Origin of the sequence: Cuniculiplasma divulgatum (assembly GCF_900083515.1) — an archaeon.
GTDB lineage: Archaea > Thermoplasmatota > Thermoplasmata > Thermoplasmatales > Thermoplasmataceae > Cuniculiplasma > Cuniculiplasma divulgatum.
Window position 1 is genome coordinate 79,572 of the sequence record NZ_LT671858.1, and the last position, 19,215, is coordinate 98,786.

At 37.3% G+C, this 19,215-nt stretch carries 16 protein-coding genes; 12 read left to right on the plus strand and 4 right to left on the minus strand.

The window, feature by feature from the left end; translation table 11 throughout:
• Positions 1-212 precede the first annotated feature (212 nt).
• From CSP5_RS00400 to CSP5_RS00410, 3 genes are all read left to right on the plus strand, one after another.
• Positions 213-2,582, plus strand: coding sequence for a site-specific DNA-methyltransferase (locus CSP5_RS00400; RefSeq protein ID WP_148689425.1), 2,370 nt, complete (start codon positions 213-215; stop codon positions 2,580-2,582).
• Positions 2,582-5,371: a BPTD_3080 family restriction endonuclease gene (locus CSP5_RS00405; protein ID WP_148689426.1), complete on the plus strand. Its 2,790-nt coding sequence runs from the start codon at positions 2,582-2,584 to the stop codon at positions 5,369-5,371. The genes CSP5_RS00400 and CSP5_RS00405 overlap by 1 nt, the downstream gene beginning before the upstream one ends.
• A 637-nt stretch (positions 5,372-6,008) precedes the next feature.
• Positions 6,009-7,844, plus strand: a complete 1,836-nt coding sequence (locus tag CSP5_RS00410) for an ATP-dependent nuclease (protein ID WP_171970398.1) — start codon at positions 6,009-6,011, stop codon at positions 7,842-7,844.
• Positions 7,845-8,001: 157 nt separating this feature from the next.
• Here the strand turns inward: CSP5_RS00410 and CSP5_RS09635 are convergent, their stop codons facing one another.
• The gene (locus tag CSP5_RS09635) at positions 8,002-8,178 is read right to left on the minus strand and encodes a hypothetical protein (RefSeq protein WP_171970399.1); all 177 of its coding nucleotides are present in this window, start codon (positions 8,176-8,178) and stop codon (positions 8,002-8,004) included.
• A 670-nt stretch (positions 8,179-8,848) separates the two neighbouring features.
• Here CSP5_RS09635 and CSP5_RS00415 point away from each other — a divergent pair.
• A complete protein-coding gene (locus CSP5_RS00415; RefSeq protein WP_145983887.1) occupies positions 8,849-9,229 on the plus strand; it encodes a hypothetical protein in 381 nt (126 codons plus the stop codon).
• Here the strand turns inward: CSP5_RS00415 and CSP5_RS00420 are convergent.
• Positions 9,226-10,044 (minus strand): hypothetical protein, encoded by an 819-nt coding sequence (locus CSP5_RS00420; protein WP_021789429.1) that lies wholly within the window; start codon positions 10,042-10,044, stop codon positions 9,226-9,228. The two genes, CSP5_RS00415 and CSP5_RS00420, sit on opposite strands and share 4 nt — an antisense overlap.
• A gap of 399 nt (positions 10,045-10,443) precedes the next feature.
• Between CSP5_RS00420 and CSP5_RS00425 the strand changes: the two genes are divergently transcribed.
• Together CSP5_RS00425 and CSP5_RS00430 are read left to right on the plus strand one after the other, a co-directional pair.
• Positions 10,444-11,280 carry an ABC transporter permease gene (locus CSP5_RS00425; protein ID WP_077075776.1) on the plus strand — a complete coding sequence of 279 codons (837 nt, stop codon included), beginning with the start codon at positions 10,444-10,446 and terminating at the stop codon, positions 11,278-11,280.
• A 2-nt stretch (positions 11,281-11,282) separates the two neighbouring features.
• Positions 11,283-12,215: an ABC transporter ATP-binding protein gene (locus CSP5_RS00430; RefSeq protein ID WP_021789427.1), complete on the plus strand. Its 933-nt coding sequence runs from the start codon at positions 11,283-11,285 to the stop codon at positions 12,213-12,215.
• A gap of 543 nt (positions 12,216-12,758) precedes the next feature.
• On the opposite strand, the gene CSP5_RS00435 is transcribed toward CSP5_RS00430, so the two are convergent.
• Both CSP5_RS00435 and CSP5_RS00440 read right to left on the minus strand, forming a co-directional pair.
• The gene (locus tag CSP5_RS00435; RefSeq protein ID WP_145983889.1) at positions 12,759-13,304 is read right to left on the minus strand and encodes a hypothetical protein; all 546 of its coding nucleotides are present in this window, start codon (positions 13,302-13,304) and stop codon (positions 12,759-12,761) included.
• A gap of 358 nt (positions 13,305-13,662) precedes the next feature.
• Positions 13,663-14,232 (minus strand): dihydrofolate reductase family protein, encoded by a 570-nt coding sequence (locus CSP5_RS00440; RefSeq protein WP_077075778.1) that lies wholly within the window; start codon positions 14,230-14,232, stop codon positions 13,663-13,665.
• 1,137 nt (positions 14,233-15,369) lie between these two features.
• Between CSP5_RS00440 and CSP5_RS00445 the strand changes: the two genes are divergently transcribed.
• The 6 genes from CSP5_RS00445 to CSP5_RS00470 all read left to right on the plus strand — a co-directional run bounded on the left by CSP5_RS00445 (position 15,370) and on the right by CSP5_RS00470 (position 19,195).
• Positions 15,370-15,630, plus strand: a complete 261-nt coding sequence (locus tag CSP5_RS00445; protein ID WP_021789424.1) for a ribbon-helix-helix protein, CopG family — start codon at positions 15,370-15,372, stop codon at positions 15,628-15,630.
• 187 nt (positions 15,631-15,817) lie between these two features.
• Entirely contained in the window at positions 15,818-16,057 is a 240-nt protein-coding gene (locus CSP5_RS09850) for a PIN domain-containing protein (RefSeq protein ID WP_197683163.1), read from the plus strand.
• 281 nt (positions 16,058-16,338) lie between these two features.
• Complete coding sequence (locus CSP5_RS00455; RefSeq protein ID WP_077075779.1) at positions 16,339-16,899, plus strand: helix-turn-helix transcriptional regulator; 561 nt, start codon at positions 16,339-16,341, stop codon at positions 16,897-16,899.
• 56 nt (positions 16,900-16,955) lie between these two features.
• Positions 16,956-17,315, plus strand: coding sequence for an SHOCT domain-containing protein (locus CSP5_RS00460; RefSeq protein ID WP_021789421.1), 360 nt, complete (start codon positions 16,956-16,958; stop codon positions 17,313-17,315).
• Positions 17,316-18,495: 1,180 nt separating this feature from the next.
• Positions 18,496-18,780 carry a DUF6364 family protein gene (locus tag CSP5_RS00465; protein ID WP_021789420.1) on the plus strand — a complete coding sequence of 95 codons (285 nt, stop codon included), beginning with the start codon at positions 18,496-18,498 and terminating at the stop codon, positions 18,778-18,780.
• Positions 18,755-19,195, plus strand: coding sequence for a type II toxin-antitoxin system VapC family toxin (locus CSP5_RS00470; RefSeq protein WP_021789419.1), 441 nt, complete (start codon positions 18,755-18,757; stop codon positions 19,193-19,195). The genes CSP5_RS00465 and CSP5_RS00470 overlap by 26 nt, the downstream gene beginning before the upstream one ends.
• Positions 19,196-19,215: the final 20 nt, after the last annotated feature.

Genomic DNA, 19,215 nt, shown 5'->3' on the forward strand with positions numbered 1-19,215 from the left:
TCTGTAATAAATTGTGCAAACTTTGTTAATTTATTATTCAAAAGGAAGATTTAAAAAAAATGTTGAATATTTTTATAATAACATCTTTGTTTTTTTCCAGCCCTGAAGATAAATTTTTTAAACAGTCAATCTAACATTTTCCTTCATCTATAAAGATAGGAAAAAATTATATGGACTAGACGGTTATTAATTTCAATTATTAAGGGAGTTTAATGGCTAGAAAAAGTGAGAAAAAAGAAAATAGAGATGAACTGACACAATACACATTTGAAGGAGAAAAGAGACTCAATATCCCACAAACAGGACTGGTTTCAGCGGGAACTGATCCAATTAACGGGAAGAAGACGTATATGTTTGATCCACACTTGGATCCCGAGTTGCAATGGGCTGGAAAAACTGAAGGAACAAGCTTTGAAGTGGACACAGTATCTTTACACGTTCATGAAAGAATCGATCCTCTAACAATAATTGAAGCAGTCAGAAATAAGGAGCCAGATACCCAAAGAAACTTGTTCTACTATTTTGAGGAGCCAGAAAACAATCTTCCTATTAGGGAAGCAATAGAATTCTACAAACACTCTGAAGGCTGGTCGAATAGATTGATTGCAGGAGACTCTTTAATTGTTATGAATTCTCTCCTTGAGAAAGAAGGTATGGCTAGAAAGGTTCAGATGATTTACATAGATCCACCTTATGGGATAAAGTATGGTTCTAATTTTCAGCCGTTTGTAAATAAGCGAGATGTTAGGGACGGAAAAGCTGAAGATCTGACACAGGAACCAGAGACCGTAAAAGCGTTTAGAGACACTTGGGAACTTGGAATACACTCTTATTTGACCTATTTAAGAGACAGATTGCTTCTAGCAAAGGATCTGCTATCTGAAACTGGCAGTATATTTGTCCAAATGAATGATGAGAATTTGCATCATGTTAGAGAAATAATGGATGAGGTATTCGGAAATCAGAACTTCGTCGCGATCATTACGTATCAAACAGCTACAAATCAGAATACTAAGACCATCCAAAGATTGCATGATTACTTGATCTGGTATTCAAAAACTGATAACCCAAAGGTAAGACACCTGTTTAGAAAATATACACAGGAAGAGCGGGCCAACATTTTTAATAATATTGACAGTAAAAATAGGAGATTCAAGGCAGCTCAGTTTAGAGATAATTGGACAAAAAGTCAAATAGAAAATCTAAGAAAATCAGATAGAATATATGGTAAATATGTTAAACGGTTTGAAACAGATTTTGAGTATACTGAATATGACACTGTTTGGAATGGGACCGTAATTTCAACGTTCTCTAAGGAGAAAGTTTACGCTGTCCAAACTAGCACAGTTCCTATTAAGCGTTGCATTCTGATGACAACTGATCCAGGGGATCTTGTTCTGGATATAACTTGCGGTAGTGGCACAACGGCATACGTGGCAGAGCAGTACGGTCGAAGATGGATTACATGCGACACCTCTCGCGTTTCAATAACTTTATCAAAGCAAAGATTGATGACATCCATATTTGATTTTTACGAGTTAGCACATAAGGATGAAGGTGTTTCGAGCGGTTTTAATTATGAAAAAGTACCACACATCACACTTAGTTCTATCGCGAATGAAGAGCCTCATATAGAGGAAATTTTGTATGACAAACCTATTATCGACCGCACAAAGAAAAGAGTGACTGGTCCTTTTACCGTTGAAGCAGTGCCGTCACAGCGTGTAGTAAATCTGGAAGAAGTTGAAGAAAATTCTAGTGCCCAAGACCCAGATAACACAATTCCCAGAACTGGAGAAACTATAAGACAGAGTGATTGGATTGATGAATTGAGCAGAACTGGAATAAGGAGTGTCAAGGGAAAAGAAAACATCAAATTCGTAAGAATTGGAATATTACAGGGGACGAAGTGGTTACAAGCTGAAGGGGAGACAGAAGACGGGCAGAGAGCAGTAATTTCTTTTGGGCCCACTTATGCTCCATTAGAACAAAGACAGGTTGAATTGGCTATCGAAGAAGCACAGCAATTAGTTCCCAAGCCCAAGCTCGTTATATTTGCTTCATTCCAGTTTGATCCTGAGGCGGCAAAGGATATTGATGAACTAAAATGGCCTGAAGTTTCCGTTATAAAATGCCAGATGAATACAGATCTCTTGACAGAAGATCTTAAGCAAAAGAAGGCGAATGAGGAATCGTCTTTCTGGCTCATTGGACAGCCGGATATCGAATTGACAAGAAAAGAAGAAAAATACATTGTAACAGTGAATGGCTTTGATTACTACGATACTCGGACTGGCGAAATAAAGTCTGGAAATCCATCAAATATTGCTATGTGGGAATTGGATACTGACTATAACGGCAGGAGTCTTTATCCCAGACAGGTATTCTTCCCTCTTGAGGGCGAGAACGGTGGTTGGAGTAAGCTCACTAAAGCACTTCGGGCATATGTTGATGAAGATCTAATTTCTAGCTATTCTGGCAACCAGTCTTTACCATTCAAAGCCGGCAGAAACAAGCAAATTGCGATAAAGATCATTGATGATCGTGGCATTGAATCTTTGAGAGTTTTAAAGGTGGATTAATGACTTACGATAAGGTACAGCACCTAATAATTAACAGCCCTTATGAGAAGCCAGACAAGCACCTCAAATATGATCGCAATGAGCGAAAATTTGAGCTGGTTGAAGGAAGACGTCCTGCAGGATATACAAAAGCTTCAGAACAATCAGAAAAGTTTGATGATCCCGGATTCTTTGTAGAGCTGCCTGAAGTTAACAAAATCAGGGAACGAGTCGATAAGTGGAGAGATTCAGGATATCAAGGTATTACAAAGGTAACAAAGGAGTTGCTGGACTATTGGAAGAAACCGGACAGAGACAGAAAACTCTTCTTCTGCCAACTTGAAGCAATTGAAACACTTATATGGTTCATAGAGGCTCCGCCCACGGAGAAACAAGGAATAAAGTTAGAGGGTGATGGTGGTAACATAGAGCGGTTATGTTCTAAAATGGCCACAGGGACAGGGAAAACAGTTGTCATGGCAATGCTCATAGCTTGGCAGATCATCAATAAGATGACTTACAGACAAGACACACGATTCTCCAAGGATATCCTTGTTGTGTCGCCTGGGCTTACGGTAAGAAATAGACTCCAAGTCCTCAGTCCAACGGCCTCAGAGGGAAGCAACTACTACATAGAATTTGATCTGATTCCTTCTGGAATGTATGACAAGCTCCGCGGTGGACATGTCAAAATTATCAACTGGCACCTTCTCGAATGGGAAACGGAAGACCAGGTTAAGAGGAAAAAAAGTGTCGACAAGCGTGGTGTGAAAAGTGATGAATCTTATGCAAGAGAAGTGCTTGGCGAACTGAAAGATGCAAAAAATATTATTGTGATAAATGACGAGGCGCATCACGCCTGGAGATTTAATCCAGAAGCTCTTGGAAAATACGTAAGGCAGAGAGACATGAAGGACAGTGCCAATGAGAGCACTGTATGGATAGGTGGCCTTGACAAAATCAATAATGTTAGAAATATCATGCGATGCTTTGATTTCACAGCTACTCCCTTCCTCCCTTCTGGAAAGACAGCAGACGAAGACTCACTATTTGGGTGGATTGTAAGCGATTTTGGTCTAAACGAGGCAATAGAATCCGGCCTTGTAAAGACCCCTAGGGTTGTTGTCAGAGATGATGGAACACCAAACGCCAAGACAATGAAATCAAAATTCTACCATATATATGTTGATCCGAAAGTGAAGTCAAATTTAAATCAAGCAGAAGGGAAAGAAGTTCCTTTACCAGACCTCGTAACAAAAGCATACTACTTCTTGGGCCTTGACTGGCTTGAGACGCTTAAACTGTGGGAGAATAGTGCTGAAACTCCTCCTGTGATGATATCAGTATGTAACAGGACCGAAACTGCTGCCAGAGTCAAGTTTTCACTAGATAAAGGAAAGATCATGATCAAGGAACTGCAAAATCCCGATGCTACTCTTCAAATAGATACAAAAGTGCTTAACGAGGCTGAATCTGGGCTTAATGTCAAGGGTGGTGCTTCGAAGAAAACAATGGCGGAAGAACTGCGTGAAAAAGTAGACACGGTAGGGCAAAAAGGGCATCCAGGAGAAAAAATTCAACATGTTATCTCAGTCGGAATGCTTTCAGAAGGCTGGGATGCAAAGACTGTAACACACATCATGGGACTGAGGGCCTTCACAAGTCAGCTACTTTGTGAACAGGTAGTGGGAAGAGGCTTGAGACGAACATCCTATGATGTGAATAAAGAGACTGGTCTTTTCGAGCCAGAATACGTTAATGTGTTTGGTGTGCCGTTCACATTCCTCCCACACGAAGGAGAGGGTGTTGGTCCGGAGGGTGGTATCCCTCCGCCCCCTCCTACACCTAAGACAAGAGTCCATGTTGACGATGATAAGAAGAAATTTGAACTGACCTGGCCAAACGTCCTGAGAATCAATCACACATACACTCCAAGGTTAAAGATCGATCTTGATAAAGTTCAAGAACTACAGCTCAACCCTGAAGACACACCACTGAAAGCCGAATTGGCGCAGATAATCGAGGGTAAACCTGATGTTACAAAGGAACTGAAAGTAATCGACCTGTCAAACAATCAGGTTGAAAAATTGATCACGAGTTTGAGAAAGCAGAGATTGATATTTGAGGCCGCAAGAGATGTTTTTGATCAGATGCAACCATCGTGGCCAGGTAGCAAGGAATATTTAATAGCACAGTTGATAAGAATAGTCGAGGCATTTTTGGATTCAGATAAGCTTGTTATTCAGAGTGAATCATACAGGGAGAATCTAAAAAAGAGGCTTCTAATCCTATTAAACATGAACAAGATAGTTCAGCATCTCTTCAGCGCAATACGTGCAGAAAATACCGAGAAACTGGTACCTATTTTTGACAAGGAAATGCCCATAAAGTCCACTGGAAAAATGATCACCTGGTACACAAGCAAGCCGTGTGAGCTGACTAATAAGTCCCACATCAGCCATGTTGTTTACGACAGCGCATGGGAAGCATCAGAGTCGTATGAGTTGGAAAATAATGGCGCAATTTTGAGTTGGGTCAAGAATGATCACTTGGGGTTTGTCATAAGTTACCTTTACAAAGGGGTGGTTCACAGTTATTATCCAGACTTCCTTATTAAGTTAAGCAACGGGAAGATGTTGGTGCTAGAAGTAAAAGGGATAGACGATGAAAAGAACAGAACAAAAAGAACAGCTCTAAAGGAGTGGATCGATGCAGTCAACTCTGACGGACGATTTGGACCATGGGAATCTGATGTATCGTTCAGACCCTCTGATATTAAGGACATAATAAGGCGGCATATGGTGGGATAAATGAACTAAAAAGTGGAACTTGCCTAATCTTTTGCAAAGGAACTCTCCAGAAGGAATATTGTTAAAAAGGACCGGCTTGAGCACATTAGTGAGAGAATAGAACAAGAGTGTCAATTCTTCAAGCCCCATAAGAGGCAACTTGCATGGATTGTGATAACTGAGAATAGGTCATTTTAGAGAATAGGGTAACGCAGGAGCTATTGCACACAAAAATGGTGCTATAAAGTATTATAGAGTTCCTTCAAGAACTTGCTCGCATCCCTAACTCAGTCATTCTTTTGTTCTCCTTCGAAATGACTTCATTCGCTCTATTCATTCCTGGATTGATAGGTAAAAATTTATTATTATATATAAGTTAATATAATAGAGTTTTTCACCATTCAGATTGGAGGTAGGCTTTGTTTTTGATCATGAAATAATCGCATACCAGAGTTCACGTCTCAAATCTATGTTCAGTATTTCTGATCTGATCGTAAACGTAAATGTCATGTAAAAATTTTGTATTCCTTATTACCTGAAAAGAGCGTTCATAATTTGTTTTGTTACAATTAGATTAAGATTAAAAACTGGAACGTGGTAATCTATTTATGGCATAAAATTATAAATGATATTATATTATATATTTAGGCATCAGATTATGAAATTTGTACGCTTTAATTTTGAAAACTTTAAAGGCATAAGGAAATTGACTTTTGAACTGAACCAATCCCCCTCTTCAAATGTATATACATTAGTTGGTTTAAACGAAAGTGGTAAGACTACTATTTTGGAGGCGATAAGTAACTTTGACCCAAATCTAGAACGAGGACCAATTGAAAAACCTGAAAAAACTATAGATAATGACCCTAATGCTTTTTTACCATTAAGTGAAAGAGCTAACTTTGGAAAAGCAATAACAATCGGTGCAGAGTTAGAATTTGAATCGGAAGACATTGAAGAGCTAAACAAATACTTGAATATAAACAAAAAATATTCCGAAATAAAGGACGTTACCAACACTATTTACAGAAGGTTTTATAACTTTGAGAATTCAAAGTTCAAGGACATAAATAGAACTTGGAGCCCTGGATTCAAGGTCAGTGAGAGAAATGACCCTAAAGGTACTGGAGTCAATCTCTATGAAAAGGACAAAAAAACATGGATAGAATTGGATAAGATCTGTAACAAACGTATACCTGACATTGTATACTTCCCTAATTTCCTTTTTGACTTTCCTTCAAGAATATATCTTTCTATTGATATTTTATCAACTGATGAAAAAGAGGAGTTTTATAAGAAGCTTATTCAGGACATCTTGTATTCTTTAGATATTAACGTTACAATAGAAGAACATCTTATTAACAGAATAAAGAGTGACAACGAAAACGACAAGAGCAACCTAAGAAGAATAATTCAGTTAATGGAAGATAAGGTCACTAACGTAATATTTGAATCATGGTATAAAATGTTTAAAAAGGAAGTCAAAGCATCTAGAATCAAGATCGAAAGTGGAGAGGACAGCATAAAGGGGGCATATCTTGAATTCTATATCGAATCTTCAGACGGAGTATACAATGTAAAGGACCGGTCTCTTGGATTCAGATGGTTTTTTACCTTCCTACTTTTTACGCAGTTTCGACCTTATAGGCCAGATTCAAAAAAAGGTTTGATTTTCCTATTTGATGAACCAGCTTCTAATCTGCATTCTTCAGCACAAAATCAACTACTAAAACATTTTGAAAATTTTGGAAATAAAGTTACCATAATTTACACTACCCACAGCCATTATATGATAAACCCAAACTGGCTCGAAAGTACTTATGTTGTCAAAAACGGAGGATTTAATGTAGAATCATCAGAAGATGATGTCCCAAATAGTACTAACGTTACCGTTGAGCATTATAGAACATTTGTTTCTAAAAACCCTAAAGAAACTTCATATTTCCAGCCAGTCCTAGATATATTAGAATACGTTCCAAGCGAATTAGAAAAGATCCCAAGCTGCGTGTTTCTAGAGGGAAAGAATGATTTCTATACGCTAAAATATTTTAACGAGGTAATTCTTAATAACGAGGTAAAAATCAACCTTATGCCCGCTTTTGGCGCATCCACTATGGATGCTCTGATTAGTATGTATATGGGTTGGGGGAAGAAGTTTATTATACTACTTGATGGAGACAAAGAAGGGAATGAACAAAAGCATAGGTATTTAAAAAAGTTTGGAAAGTTCGTATCATCTGTAATTTTTACTTTAAAAGATATCGATCAAAAATGGGAGAACAAGTCTTTAGAAGACTTATTTCAATCTTCTGAAGCTCTTTCTTTTCAACAGATTGCAGCTTCCGATTCTATAGAATTTAAAAAGTCTCAGTTCAACTTGGCTATTCAAGAGTGTCTAATATTGAAAAGAAGATTTAATTGGCAACCAGAAACAGTTAGTAGAATAGAAAAAATTCTCAATTTCTTACACACTAAAATTCAAAATAATCCATAATAATGAATCCTTTAATTATTTTAACGGCAAGCTAGCTACAGTAAATAATTCATTTCTAAATTCTGATGCTTCTATAGATCTGAAATGAAATAAATGAAGAGCAGAAGAAAGTAACGCTCAGAGCAACCCTTCACAAAGATGAAGCAAAGAAATATTACTAGAGTTCTTTCATAAACTCTCTAACGTTCCTTACTTTCCCATTTTGTATATCTTTCTCGCTCCTTTCAAGCTGATCCATTACATACTCATTTTCAAGAGCCTCGATGGTGGCATAAAGACTATCCAAATCTGACTTCGGTATGCTTACAAGCCTTGACTGTTTTGCTGTGGTCATAATATAACTCTATATTCTTTCAGATTTTAATATCTTTTAGTATGATTTGGCTCAAATTCTCCATCCGACTTTTAGCAATCCTCTCTTTGAGCCTTCGCCAATTACCATTTGCATTTAGCTCGCCTGCAAGTCGAACATAATACTCCATGCTTAGTTCCCAATCAAAATTCATCCCTAACCCTCTCTCGATTTATGCCTCGCACTCATCTTGGAAAAGCTTTCATTCGCTATGTTCACTCAAGTTGAGGTCCTGTGCTGGCCATTTATGGTTTATGTGTGGTGTTCCGCACCACCCACCGCTAACGCTTACACCACTCGGTCTTGCTTCGCAAGACTTCCGGTTCGCTTCGGGCACATTATTCTCTCCTGCGGAGTGCAATTTAGGGGTGGGTATTAATGGGACTCTCGACCGCACGATAAGGATCCAATCCACTATATTTTTTGGTTAATCCAAACTAAGAACTGTTAAGTATTATTTTAATACTACTCTCATATACTTATTTTATGAGATGAAATTATGCGAAATAACAACCTAAGATATTATTCAATCACCTACCTATTTCACCTAAACGGAGGCATTAGGGGTATTTTTTTCTCTAGAGGATCTTTGGATTTTTACATCTCACTCTTAATAGTTTCGATATTAACTTTGTTCCATAAACTTCATCCAATGAGCACAACAGAAGTAATATTCGTAATTGGCTTGGATGTTGCACTTCTGGGCCTAATTTTAGCAACATATGCAATAATTTACTCAATCCAAGACGAAAATTATCTATCTGCCTTAATAGCTTCTAGAAACTATCAATATCTATTATTTCAAACCTCCTGGTCCTCGTATTGGATCTTCCTATCTATCCCATTATTTGGTTTTATAGAGATGGTATATTATAATGTTACAATTCAAGCGTTAGCATTATTTGCAATAATATATGGGTTTCTTGGTACTTTCGTCCTTATAACTAAAGCTTTAAGAAAAATAGCAATAACTGCTGCCAGAAAAAGTGAGAAACTAATGAAGAGTTGGGAAGAAGCAGAGAAAAATAATTAAATCAATTCCTTAATTTTTTGAATTAGTTTTGACATTACACTCTCATCACGTTTTCCTTTCTCGTATTTTACCTTCTCCTTCTGCTTGTTCCTTCCTTTTGAAGAATTAAACTCTTGTTTCTCCCCCCCAATTTCTCCTTCTATTTTAACATTAAGTTTTTGCATTTCGGCAAGTTTTAGTCCTCCTTTTACAATGCTAGATTCCTTATTTATACCCTCTCCTGAACTGTTTGAAAACTCAGTATTTTTACTGTTAGAATCTTTTATGATTTCTTCAAATCTTTGAATATTTCGATCTGGATTGTCAGGATTGAGAATTATATTTGAAAACCTTATTAGTATTATTTTTTCTTGAGTTTCAATAAATTGATCCATCGCCTTACTATCTGTGACAAAATCTATGTCTAATTTTTCTATTTTGATTTTTTCCTCACAAAATTTTAAAATTGCGTTCAGAACTTGTCTTTGTCCTAGTATTCTACCCTTTTGCTCGATCCAGATATTTTTATTGAAAACAACGAAATTTGAGTATCCTATGATTGGTGGATTGTTTGTTTGCTCCTGTGTTATACTATCATTATCTATATTAAAAGAGTCTACTTCTCTTTCTCTTTTAAACTTTACAATCTGACCAGAGACATATCTAATGTTTTTAAACGGATTATTTCTAAATTCGTGTATTGCATATTGATATTCCTCCTCTTCATTCAAAAGAATGACCCGCTTAAACGAATATGCATTCTCTAGAGAATCAAACAACGAATCCAGTTTCCTATCATTTCTTTCAATAGAGGTCCAGATGGTTGATTCCTGCATATAGTTCACCCGAAGATAAAATTGATAGACGTAATTCAATATAACTCTTTCTACAAATAAGCCTACCTTTAGGTTTAAATTTATGTCTTTCAAATCATCCTTAAAAACGGGTTTAGTCCTTAATAACTAAGTATTCACTTAAAACTCGAACAAAATCCCTGTCTATCAATTCTAACTATAATAGAACTCGTTTATTGAAGAAAGCTGATCCAGTCCGATTTCCTATTTTCCCTTATTCCTTGGAGTTGTGATAAGTTTTAGTGTTTTAAAGGGCAACAACCCTTCCTGTATTTCACTATATGCGTGAGTTATAAAGCACATTTAAAAATAACAAAACAATAAAATATCATTAATAGAATTACAATTTACATGAACAACACGATATCGCGTCTGTTCGCGGTGGCACGTTATGAATTTACTTGGGACATCAGAAAGTACCGTACCATAGTGATGTTATTTGTTATTTTGCTGGCAACTATCGGTTATGGTATTCTTCAGCCAATGCTTTTGCTTACTCCTGCTGAAAGATTAGCCCTGGGGAATAACTGGTGGATGAATGTGATTGGGCAGCACTTATTCACAGAAGTTGTTATTGGCGTTCTTCCACTGGTTGTGGGAGGTACTCTTGCTACCGATTCAATTTCACAAGAATTTGACAAAGGGTGGATAGTGCCCCTCCTGTCTCAACCAGTTTCTAAAGCTGAGATCTATATTGGCAAGGTTTTCGAAAAGGTATTTCTTTGCTGTATATTCTCTCTGGTTGTAATTACAGTAAGCCTTGTATCATCATATGTTGTTGACAGCCCTGCATCCTATCTGAACCTTGTACCATATATTTTCCTGTCAGTAGTAGTCACTTTTTTTGGATTTTCTGCAATAGCCTTGCTGCTTAGTTCGGTGATCAAGAATTCAAGCGTTGTGTTTGGGTCGTTACTGGGATTGCTTGTTCTCCTTATAATAGTGTATTTCACAGTTGTTTTCTACTCGAACAGTTACACTCCGTGGATGAATGCTGTGCCAATGATCAACGAAAGCATGTTCCCCTCAGTCATTGGACAGTATCTGCTGAATCCCAACGGAAACCTTCCTTTTGCAGCCTCATCTTTTGGAGTCACAAAAACTGAGTCAATAAGTGCATTTAGCTTCTTTTCATCAAGCATCATATCAGTTCTTGTAGAAATTGGACTGGTTCTTTCTGCAGGTTTCTATTTCTTTAGAAGGAAGGAGGTAGTTTAAACATGAACAACAACATAATTCTCCAACTAGATAGCATCAAAAAAGTGTACAGGGGAGGATATGGTATTTTTGGCATTAACATGAACATCCACAGTGGAGGAATACACGGATTTCTTGGACAAAACGGAGCTGGAAAAACAACGACGATGAAATGCATCATGGGTCTGATCTCATATGATTCCGGCTCCATGAGAATGTTCGGAGAGGAATATAAACCTGGTAACTGGAAACTTAAGGCCAGAATAGGCTTTATGCCAGAAATTCTGGCATTTCCTCCCTATCTCACAGCACTGGAAGTTATGCTTACCTATGGCAGAATAAGGGGTGTAGAAAAGAGCGCCCTAAAATCCCAGGCAGAAGTTCTACTTGAAAAGGTTGGGCTCATAGAAGTGAAGAATAGGAAAGTCGGAACCTTCAGCAAAGGAATGACTTCCAGGCTGGGGATTGCCTTCTCAATGAATGGAAATCCAGATATATTGATACTTGATGAACCTACTTCTGGTCTCGATCCCGTGAGCAAGACTGCAATTCTAAAACTTTTCAAGGAGATAGAAAATGAAGGTAAGACCATTGTGCTATCATCTCACCAGCTACAGGATGTCGAGAATCTCTGTGGTAGTGTAACAGTAATAAACAGGGGTCTAACTGTAGCAGAAGGCCCGACAGAAATGTTGCGCAAGAAAGAAGGAGCAACTTCATACAGGGTAGAATTTTCAAAGGTGGATACTAGACTTCTAAGTAGTTTGAGGTCTCTGGAAGGAGTCGCTTCTGTTAATGAAATTGAAGGAAAGAATATGGTTAGAGTAGTTGTGGCAGGAGAAAAAGATATCAGGGAAATGCTTGCAAAAGAGGCTGTGGCACTTGGAAATGCCATGCTATCTTGTGAGGAGGAAAAAAAGACCCTGGAGGAACTCTTCTTCCAGCTAATCAATTAGATTAATGAGTGTAATAAAAGAGAGGAGGATTTAAAATTATAAACCATTCAGGCAAGTGATGAAGAGGTGTCAGGAAAAGTTGAAAGTAATGTCATTAGAAATAGGAAACTGGACGTTTCAATCTGCCTAAATAGGTTTTTGAGACTTCTTTATTTGCACTAATATAAATGCCACTTGTTGCAGTATCTCTGATCACACTCTATAGTGACACATTCGGGACCGGTAATAATGTCTGAACTAGATCAGCAAGCTTCAAACTTTGAAAAAAAAGCCGTATACTTTTTGATTACTGTGGAGTTAGCTGTGGCATAGGGATGAAGAATAAATCTGGAAAAAGAGTTCTAAATATACTTGAGAAATATATTTACCAAAATTATGACACTACTATTATTCGACTCGGTACTTAGAGGTTTTTAATTGTACTTTTATGATAGAACATCCTACCCGTACCTCATAATTGTAATACATGATTTATGCCTTAAAATACCACTTTAATCATGCCAATAATATCATATAAAAGCCAGATTATTTAAATTCCTCGATTCAAATTATACTATATGTGTAGCTCAAGCCAAGATCTGTATCAATAGACAGCACTTCATTAGTTTCACGGGCACTTACAAACAATAGAATGTAACTCTTTCCTGGGATGAGGTTCCACGACAAAGGCAAATTCCCTGAACCTTTTTGGTTATTTATATAACTAACTGGAGTTAAATTAGTTGTTATGGTTAAGATTCCTACTGGAACTGTTCCGTTAAACACTCCCTGAATAGCTTTGTTCCCCCATATAGACCTGTTAGATTCGTTCAACCATCCAAACAACTGTCCAGGAGTCATGAGAAATGTTAGGTAACTGGTAGAATTAGACTTTACTATACCAGATATATGTGTGTAATTTAGCGACCGAAATGCAAACATCATACCATAATAACCAAATGTTTTATTTTCTGTAACACTCAATTTCCCCTCTTCAGGGAACGGTTTATTCACCGTTACTGGTTGAGACAGTACCACCAGTGTTGAAGATGCAATAACTATCACCACTGCTAGAATAGATATTACCTTCAAGTGGTTTCTGCCTTTCATAAACGTAGATACCGATTATTAAAATATAAGGTTTTTTATTCTGGTTGTGCCATAAAGAAATATGTAAAACAAAAATTCAAATTCGCTTAGTCACTATAAAATACAAAGTCTACACTATCATAGATTAAATCTTTTGGATATTCATATAACCAGAATAGTTTTCAATGTGGTGAAGAGGGTATTGACCAGAAAATTATATGGCAAAACCCTAGTGTTCACTTATATTATCAATTATCATAAAAATTCTCCATGCGCTCATAAAGGAAAGAATTTCCAACTAAGTTAAGTTTGATATGAATAATTCTGTTGAAATTTAGACTAAAAATCAAAGCACGCTGTTCAGTAAATTATGTCATGATCACATTTGAATTTCTGGCTCATAGTGCAGGGCCACCACTCCATTCGAAAACTTACTGGTAGAAATAAGTTTGAGTTTGTGCCTTTTATTTTTGTCGTTGAAAAGCGTCTTCCCTGAACCCAGAATTATGGGTCTAATACGAATGCGGTATTCATCTATCATCTCCTTTGCAACAAGAGAAGACACAAGAGTCCCACTCCCAACGATCACCATATCCTTGCCCTTCTCCTTTTTGAATCTGGATACTGCCTCAACAGGATTCTCACGTATTAAAACTGCAGGACCCCATGGAACATCTTTGATGCTGCTTGAAAACACCACCTTCTTAAGGTCATTCAACTTTCCTATGATTTCTGCGTCAAAACCTTCTGGAGTCGGAGAAGCATTTGGCCAGAACTCGCTGAACTCCTGATATGTTACACGGCCATAAAGCATTGTATCTACCCTTCTGAGAATCTCCTTAGACCATTCAATTTCCTCCTTGCTGAAACCAAACCAGTCAATTTCATTATTCAGACTTGTATAATAACCGTCCAGAGAAATTATTGTATCAAGGATAACCTTTCTCATACTGTTACAGCCAATGTGGATATATAAAACATTCTGGCGTTATATTTTCTTTATTAGAAGGAAGTTCAACTAATACGGCGATAAACAGGTTAAGCCATTTTTATAAAGTATCGGTTTTAAATCAATGTCTATAGATAAAAACGGACCTAAATCGGTTGCTTTCATTCGTTCCATTTCACATTATCTCTCTTCACTCTGAATTTGTTGTAAAAACTATTTCAGTTGAATGCAGGTTAAACCTGAAAATTATAAGGCATTTCAATCAAAGCAGTTTGCGCAAATTCTAACAGTAAATGACAACATCCGATCGAATAATCACTTAAACTTTTAGAAAGTTGATGTAGAGCTTAAAAAATTCAAAAAAAGGGGTATACACAGATATACATAATCAATTTGAATTTTGAAAAGAGCTAACTTTTTGTTATCCACTTAAGAGAAAATCATTTAGTTAGATTGAATAGGAGTAGGTGAGGAGGCACAATAATATTTATAACAGGTTTATGCACATAAATGGTCAAATGCTACACTCAAATAACAAGGATACTTTGAATCTATAAATAGAGAATTTAAAGGAAATCAAGGAAATCATAGGAGAGGAGTATCCTCAAAACTCAGTATAAAAGAAAATAAATCCCTTATCTTTTCTTAGAGTTCTTATCACTGATAATTCAATAAGGTATCACTAAATACAGATACGATATGAAAGAGAACCTTGAAATAACTTCTCAGTTTTACCTGATAAACTTAGGGTCTCGCACGAAGCAAAAATGGAATGGTCATATCCAATAGCCATTGGGGAAAGGGAATTACTATTAGATCTGGTTATTGAGTCCAAAGAAACTGTGACCATTGTTGAAATCAAGTCAAGAATAAATGGGTACTCTAAAGTTATCTAATAAAAAGGTCGCCTCCATTTAGTTGGTGGTGAAGTATTCACTTAAAACTTTAATTAAATCCCCGCCGGTCCACTCTGAATTTTCCTAATTCCTTAATCAAAAATAACGATGAATTCTTGCGTCAAATTTTCAGGAGGAATTTCTTGCATTCTAATTGCTGTTACACTGAGCCTACATTCAATGCTCGAAGTGACGGCTTGCAGGTAAATAATCATATACCAAAATACCATTTTTTATTAACATGAACGTGAAAACGAGTATATCTATAGATAAAAAGATTTGGATGGAACTCAAGAATCTTGCCTTAGAACGGGGTAAAGACGTAAGCTCCATACTAAAAGATGCTATAGAAAATGAACTGAATTCAAATCTTGACAAATCTTTAATGAAATATTCAATTCAGGGCACATTTGATTTAGATTTTGAACCCATTAAACCCAAAAGCAAAATATCTGATCTTATAAGGAGCATGAGGGATGACAGAGAAAGTCATATATCTTGACAGTAGTGCCATAATAAAAAGATATGTGTATGAAAACGGATCGTAAATTATTCGTGCACAATATCATGAAGCATATTTTGGAAATGTTCTGCTTTCATTTAATATATGGAATATTGGGGAAGTAATTGGGATATTTGACAAGGCACATAGACAAAAGAGAATAACAAAAGAACAGCTAAATGTGGTTATGGGCAGATTCTCAGATGAGACTACAAGGCTTAGAAAGATAGGCATGGTTAGGATAATCCCACTATCAGAAAGGATAATAGAGGGTAGCTGGGATTTTGTAATTAAGTATCATATCTATGCTGCTGCTCTACAGATCACAAGTGCCCTTGAAGTTAAATGTAACGAGTTTTATACTGGAGATGAAAGACTTCACAAGGTTACTCTTTCATCCGGTCTGAAGTCCGTTTATCTGGTATGATAGTTAATGCTTTAATAAACAACAAAACAGCAACTGAAATTAAGTGTTTTAAATTAGTGTCCACTTAAAACTTAAATCAAATATCGACCGGTCCAATTTAGCGTCAATAAAATTTTTACATTTGGATGAATATCGTAGAATGAGAAAAATTTTCTACAATGTGAGGCATCTTAACCTTGATAGGATTATCAGAGGGATCTAATCATATACGTTGTTTCGTTTATTTTTTTTAAATTACAAGCAGAATTGATATTATAATAATGATCTATTATCTATAAAGGATGAAAAACAGCATGAATAATGGCTTTGATCCATCGGAGAGACAGAAAATCCTAAGAATAGCTATATTCTATGGTATATCCCTTCTTCTGTCGCTTCTGATCATAGTCATATCCGTGACGTTTTTTGTAATGATTATTTACCTTGAGGGAAAAGTCTCCAGCGAATTCCTATACATTTTTGTCTCAGTTGTAATAGTCAACTTTGCAATATCGGCGCTATCAATAAGGGGTCTGATGGGCCTTTATGGTTCGTTTCAATCAGAACATACGGACCGCAGAACCATCGTTTTTTCAATAAACAATAAAAGTCATGCAAGTGCTGAAAGGCCCTCTGCACCAAAGTTAAATCCAGAGTATTTCACAGATTTAGAGCTGGAGATTATAGACATGCTCAAGAACCATGGAAATAGAATCCTTCAGAGTGATATCGCAAAGACGATCAATGCCTCAAAGGCGTCCATTTCCAGGGTCATTACTTCTCTGGAAAGCAAGGGAGTCGTCGTCAGGATGAGAAAGGGCGTCACGAATGAAATAATCCTAGTTGAAACCAATTTCAAATAGTTTCATGAAACCTGTTTCAGACAACAGTTAAGTGTTCTTTCAGGATACATTGCATTATGGAAAAGAGAATTGAAAATCTGATATGGGTCCTTATAGGGCTCGTTGCAGTGGTTGCAGCAGTGGCGATCATCACTTCCATCTTGTTCGGAGGCCGGTACTACAATGGAGGATACGGACCATATGGAATGATGGGTGGCTTCTATGGTATGGGCATAATAATGCCAATAATTGGGATAATATCAGTGATACTGGTTCTGATATTTGTATATTTCATACTTGACGCCATTAGAGGTCCAGTCAATTATGTCCATACAGAGAGCATATCCAGAGCTGAGGAAATCGCCAAAGAGAGGCTTGCAAAGGGAGAGATATCTGAGGAGGAGTACAGGAAGATCATCGAAACGATAATGAGATGATAATAAAAATGAGCGCGCATAAAACTTTTGCAATAGTGGCCATATTTTTTTTCGCCGACCAGCAGGTTCACTCTGGCCTCCTTCTCCTTTCTTTCATGCAGCTTCTTTTTCGCAAAATCATATATTCTTTCTAATGAAAAGCCCACAATATATGGATAAACTTCCTTAATAATTGTAAGTACTTCGCTATAAAAAGCTTGATCTAAAGGGGTTTATTTACGGAATATTTATAATCATAATCCTGAAAATATCTCCCAATAAATTGGTTTGTTAAACTATCAAATGAGGGCTGTTCGGGCATTATTGAAGATGGTCTTTCATAATATATACTTGTTTAAATCAGTATTCACTTAAAACTTCAACCAAGTCCCTACCTTTCCATATTTAAATTTGGTCCCGATGATTAAATATATCAAGTATTAGCAGACACATACCAAATCAGATAAATAGGTTCTTTGACCATGAGGAAGATAGTATTGTTGTCTGTACTTACCAACTTAGGGTTGCGTCCACCCGAAGTTTCTAGTGTACCCGGATGTGCGAAGGCTCCATGAAGCGCTGAGGGAAGCTGGGTTCTACAGATTCTTCATTTAAAAGGAGGGAATAGATGATGGAGCAACAATCCCGGACTAATACCCTGATAAAATTTCATCTGGAAGAATACGAAATGAGTATGAAACACTAAAATATTCCAAGAAAATTAAAGAACTAATCATAGGAATATTAGAGAGTGGAAACACTCTTCTTGTCATTGGTGGTGAGGATCTTGCTAAATTGGTGAACTTCTTGGCACCGGGCACTATTGGTGCTGATGTCACTATCTTTAATCCGGATCCCGACCCGGATGGAAAATATGCTATTTATGTAGTCAAAATTATTTCTGAAGGATTGAGGTACCTCGGCGTGATGCACGTGTGATTTGTTCTGAATGTGCGCAAAGGGAGCACTGATATCCCTAAAGAGGCAACGTTCAGGACTGGAGCGGCCTCAATACTCGGTAATGGGTCCAGCAAAACAGACTGGACCGTGAGGGACGAAGACGAAACCGAAGCAAAAGTGCGAACCTCACAATCTTCAGCTGTGAGAGTATGTCAGACCTGTTTATTGCTGTTGAATATGTTCTCGGCTAAGAACCAAATGAGTGGAAATACTTAATACGGTTTACCATATATACGGTTAGATGGTTAAAACCAAGATAACTGTATCGGTAGAAAAACCAGTGGTGGAAAACGCAAAGTTGGCACTATTGAAAAAGGGAAGGACCCTCAGCGACTACATAGAAAAATCACTTCGTTCCCTTTCCACAGCTGAGTTTCTAAGCGATCTGTGCAAGGAGCTTAATCTCGATTGCGGATACATGAGCGGGGAAGATGTAGAGAAGAACAGGCCTGATCTCACTGGTAGAGTGGAATCGGAAAAAGAAGTAAGGGAAATGCGAAATGAACGTATCTCACGTCTATCTTGATACCAGTATACTAATCAAGAGGTACGTTAAGGAGGAAAACAGTGCCCTAGCTGACAGCTACTTCCATCAAGCCCATCGAGGGGAGACAGTTATTTGCCTGTCTGAGATCAACCTTGGCGAGGCAGCTGTTGTTTTTGATAAATACTCCAGGAAAACGGGTATTGACGCTAGAAAACGTCTCCAGGCAATGCTAAGTGAGTTGGCCATACTTGAAAGATCCTCCTCGGTTGAAATATATCCTGTTAGTAGCCAGATAATAAGGAAAGCTGTCGAGACAGTTCTTGAACAACGCATATACATTGTAGATGCAATTCAACTAGAAACCTGTATTGAATCGGGGACGACTGTGTTCTGCTCGGCTGACAGGGGACTTAATGCAGCAGCCAGGAAGCTTGGTATAGAAACAGCCCTGTGAGTGCCGTAATATACTTTTTC

Bases quoted from the DNA above. Each gene is read 5' to 3' on its own strand.
- CSP5_RS00400 (WP_148689425.1), top strand. From the start codon at position 213: ATGGCTAGAAAAAGTGAGAAAAAAGAAAATAGAGATGAACTGACACAA.
- CSP5_RS00405 (WP_148689426.1), top strand. From the start codon at position 2,582: ATGACTTACGATAAGGTACAGCACCTAATAATTAACAGCCCTTATGAG.
- CSP5_RS00410 (WP_171970398.1), top strand. From the start codon at position 6,009: ATGAAATTTGTACGCTTTAATTTTGAAAACTTTAAAGGCATAAGGAAA.
- CSP5_RS09635 (WP_171970399.1), bottom strand. From the start codon at position 8,178: ATGACCACAGCAAAACAGTCAAGGCTTGTAAGCATACCGAAGTCAGAT.
- CSP5_RS00415 (WP_145983887.1), top strand. From the start codon at position 8,849: ATGAGCACAACAGAAGTAATATTCGTAATTGGCTTGGATGTTGCACTT.
- CSP5_RS00420 (WP_021789429.1), bottom strand. From the start codon at position 10,044: ATGCAGGAATCAACCATCTGGACCTCTATTGAAAGAAATGATAGGAAA.
- CSP5_RS00430 (WP_021789427.1), top strand. From the start codon at position 11,283: ATGAACAACAACATAATTCTCCAACTAGATAGCATCAAAAAAGTGTAC.
- CSP5_RS00435 (WP_145983889.1), bottom strand. From the start codon at position 13,304: ATGAAAGGCAGAAACCACTTGAAGGTAATATCTATTCTAGCAGTGGTG.
- CSP5_RS00440 (WP_077075778.1), bottom strand. From the start codon at position 14,232: ATGAGAAAGGTTATCCTTGATACAATAATTTCTCTGGACGGTTATTAT.
- CSP5_RS00445 (WP_021789424.1), top strand. From the start codon at position 15,370: ATGAACGTGAAAACGAGTATATCTATAGATAAAAAGATTTGGATGGAA.
- CSP5_RS09850 (WP_197683163.1), top strand. From the start codon at position 15,818: ATGGGCAGATTCTCAGATGAGACTACAAGGCTTAGAAAGATAGGCATG.
- CSP5_RS00455 (WP_077075779.1), top strand. From the start codon at position 16,339: ATGAAAAACAGCATGAATAATGGCTTTGATCCATCGGAGAGACAGAAA.
- CSP5_RS00460 (WP_021789421.1), top strand. From the start codon at position 16,956: ATGGAAAAGAGAATTGAAAATCTGATATGGGTCCTTATAGGGCTCGTT.
- CSP5_RS00465 (WP_021789420.1), top strand. From the start codon at position 18,496: ATGGTTAAAACCAAGATAACTGTATCGGTAGAAAAACCAGTGGTGGAA.
- CSP5_RS00470 (WP_021789419.1), top strand. From the start codon at position 18,755: ATGAACGTATCTCACGTCTATCTTGATACCAGTATACTAATCAAGAGG.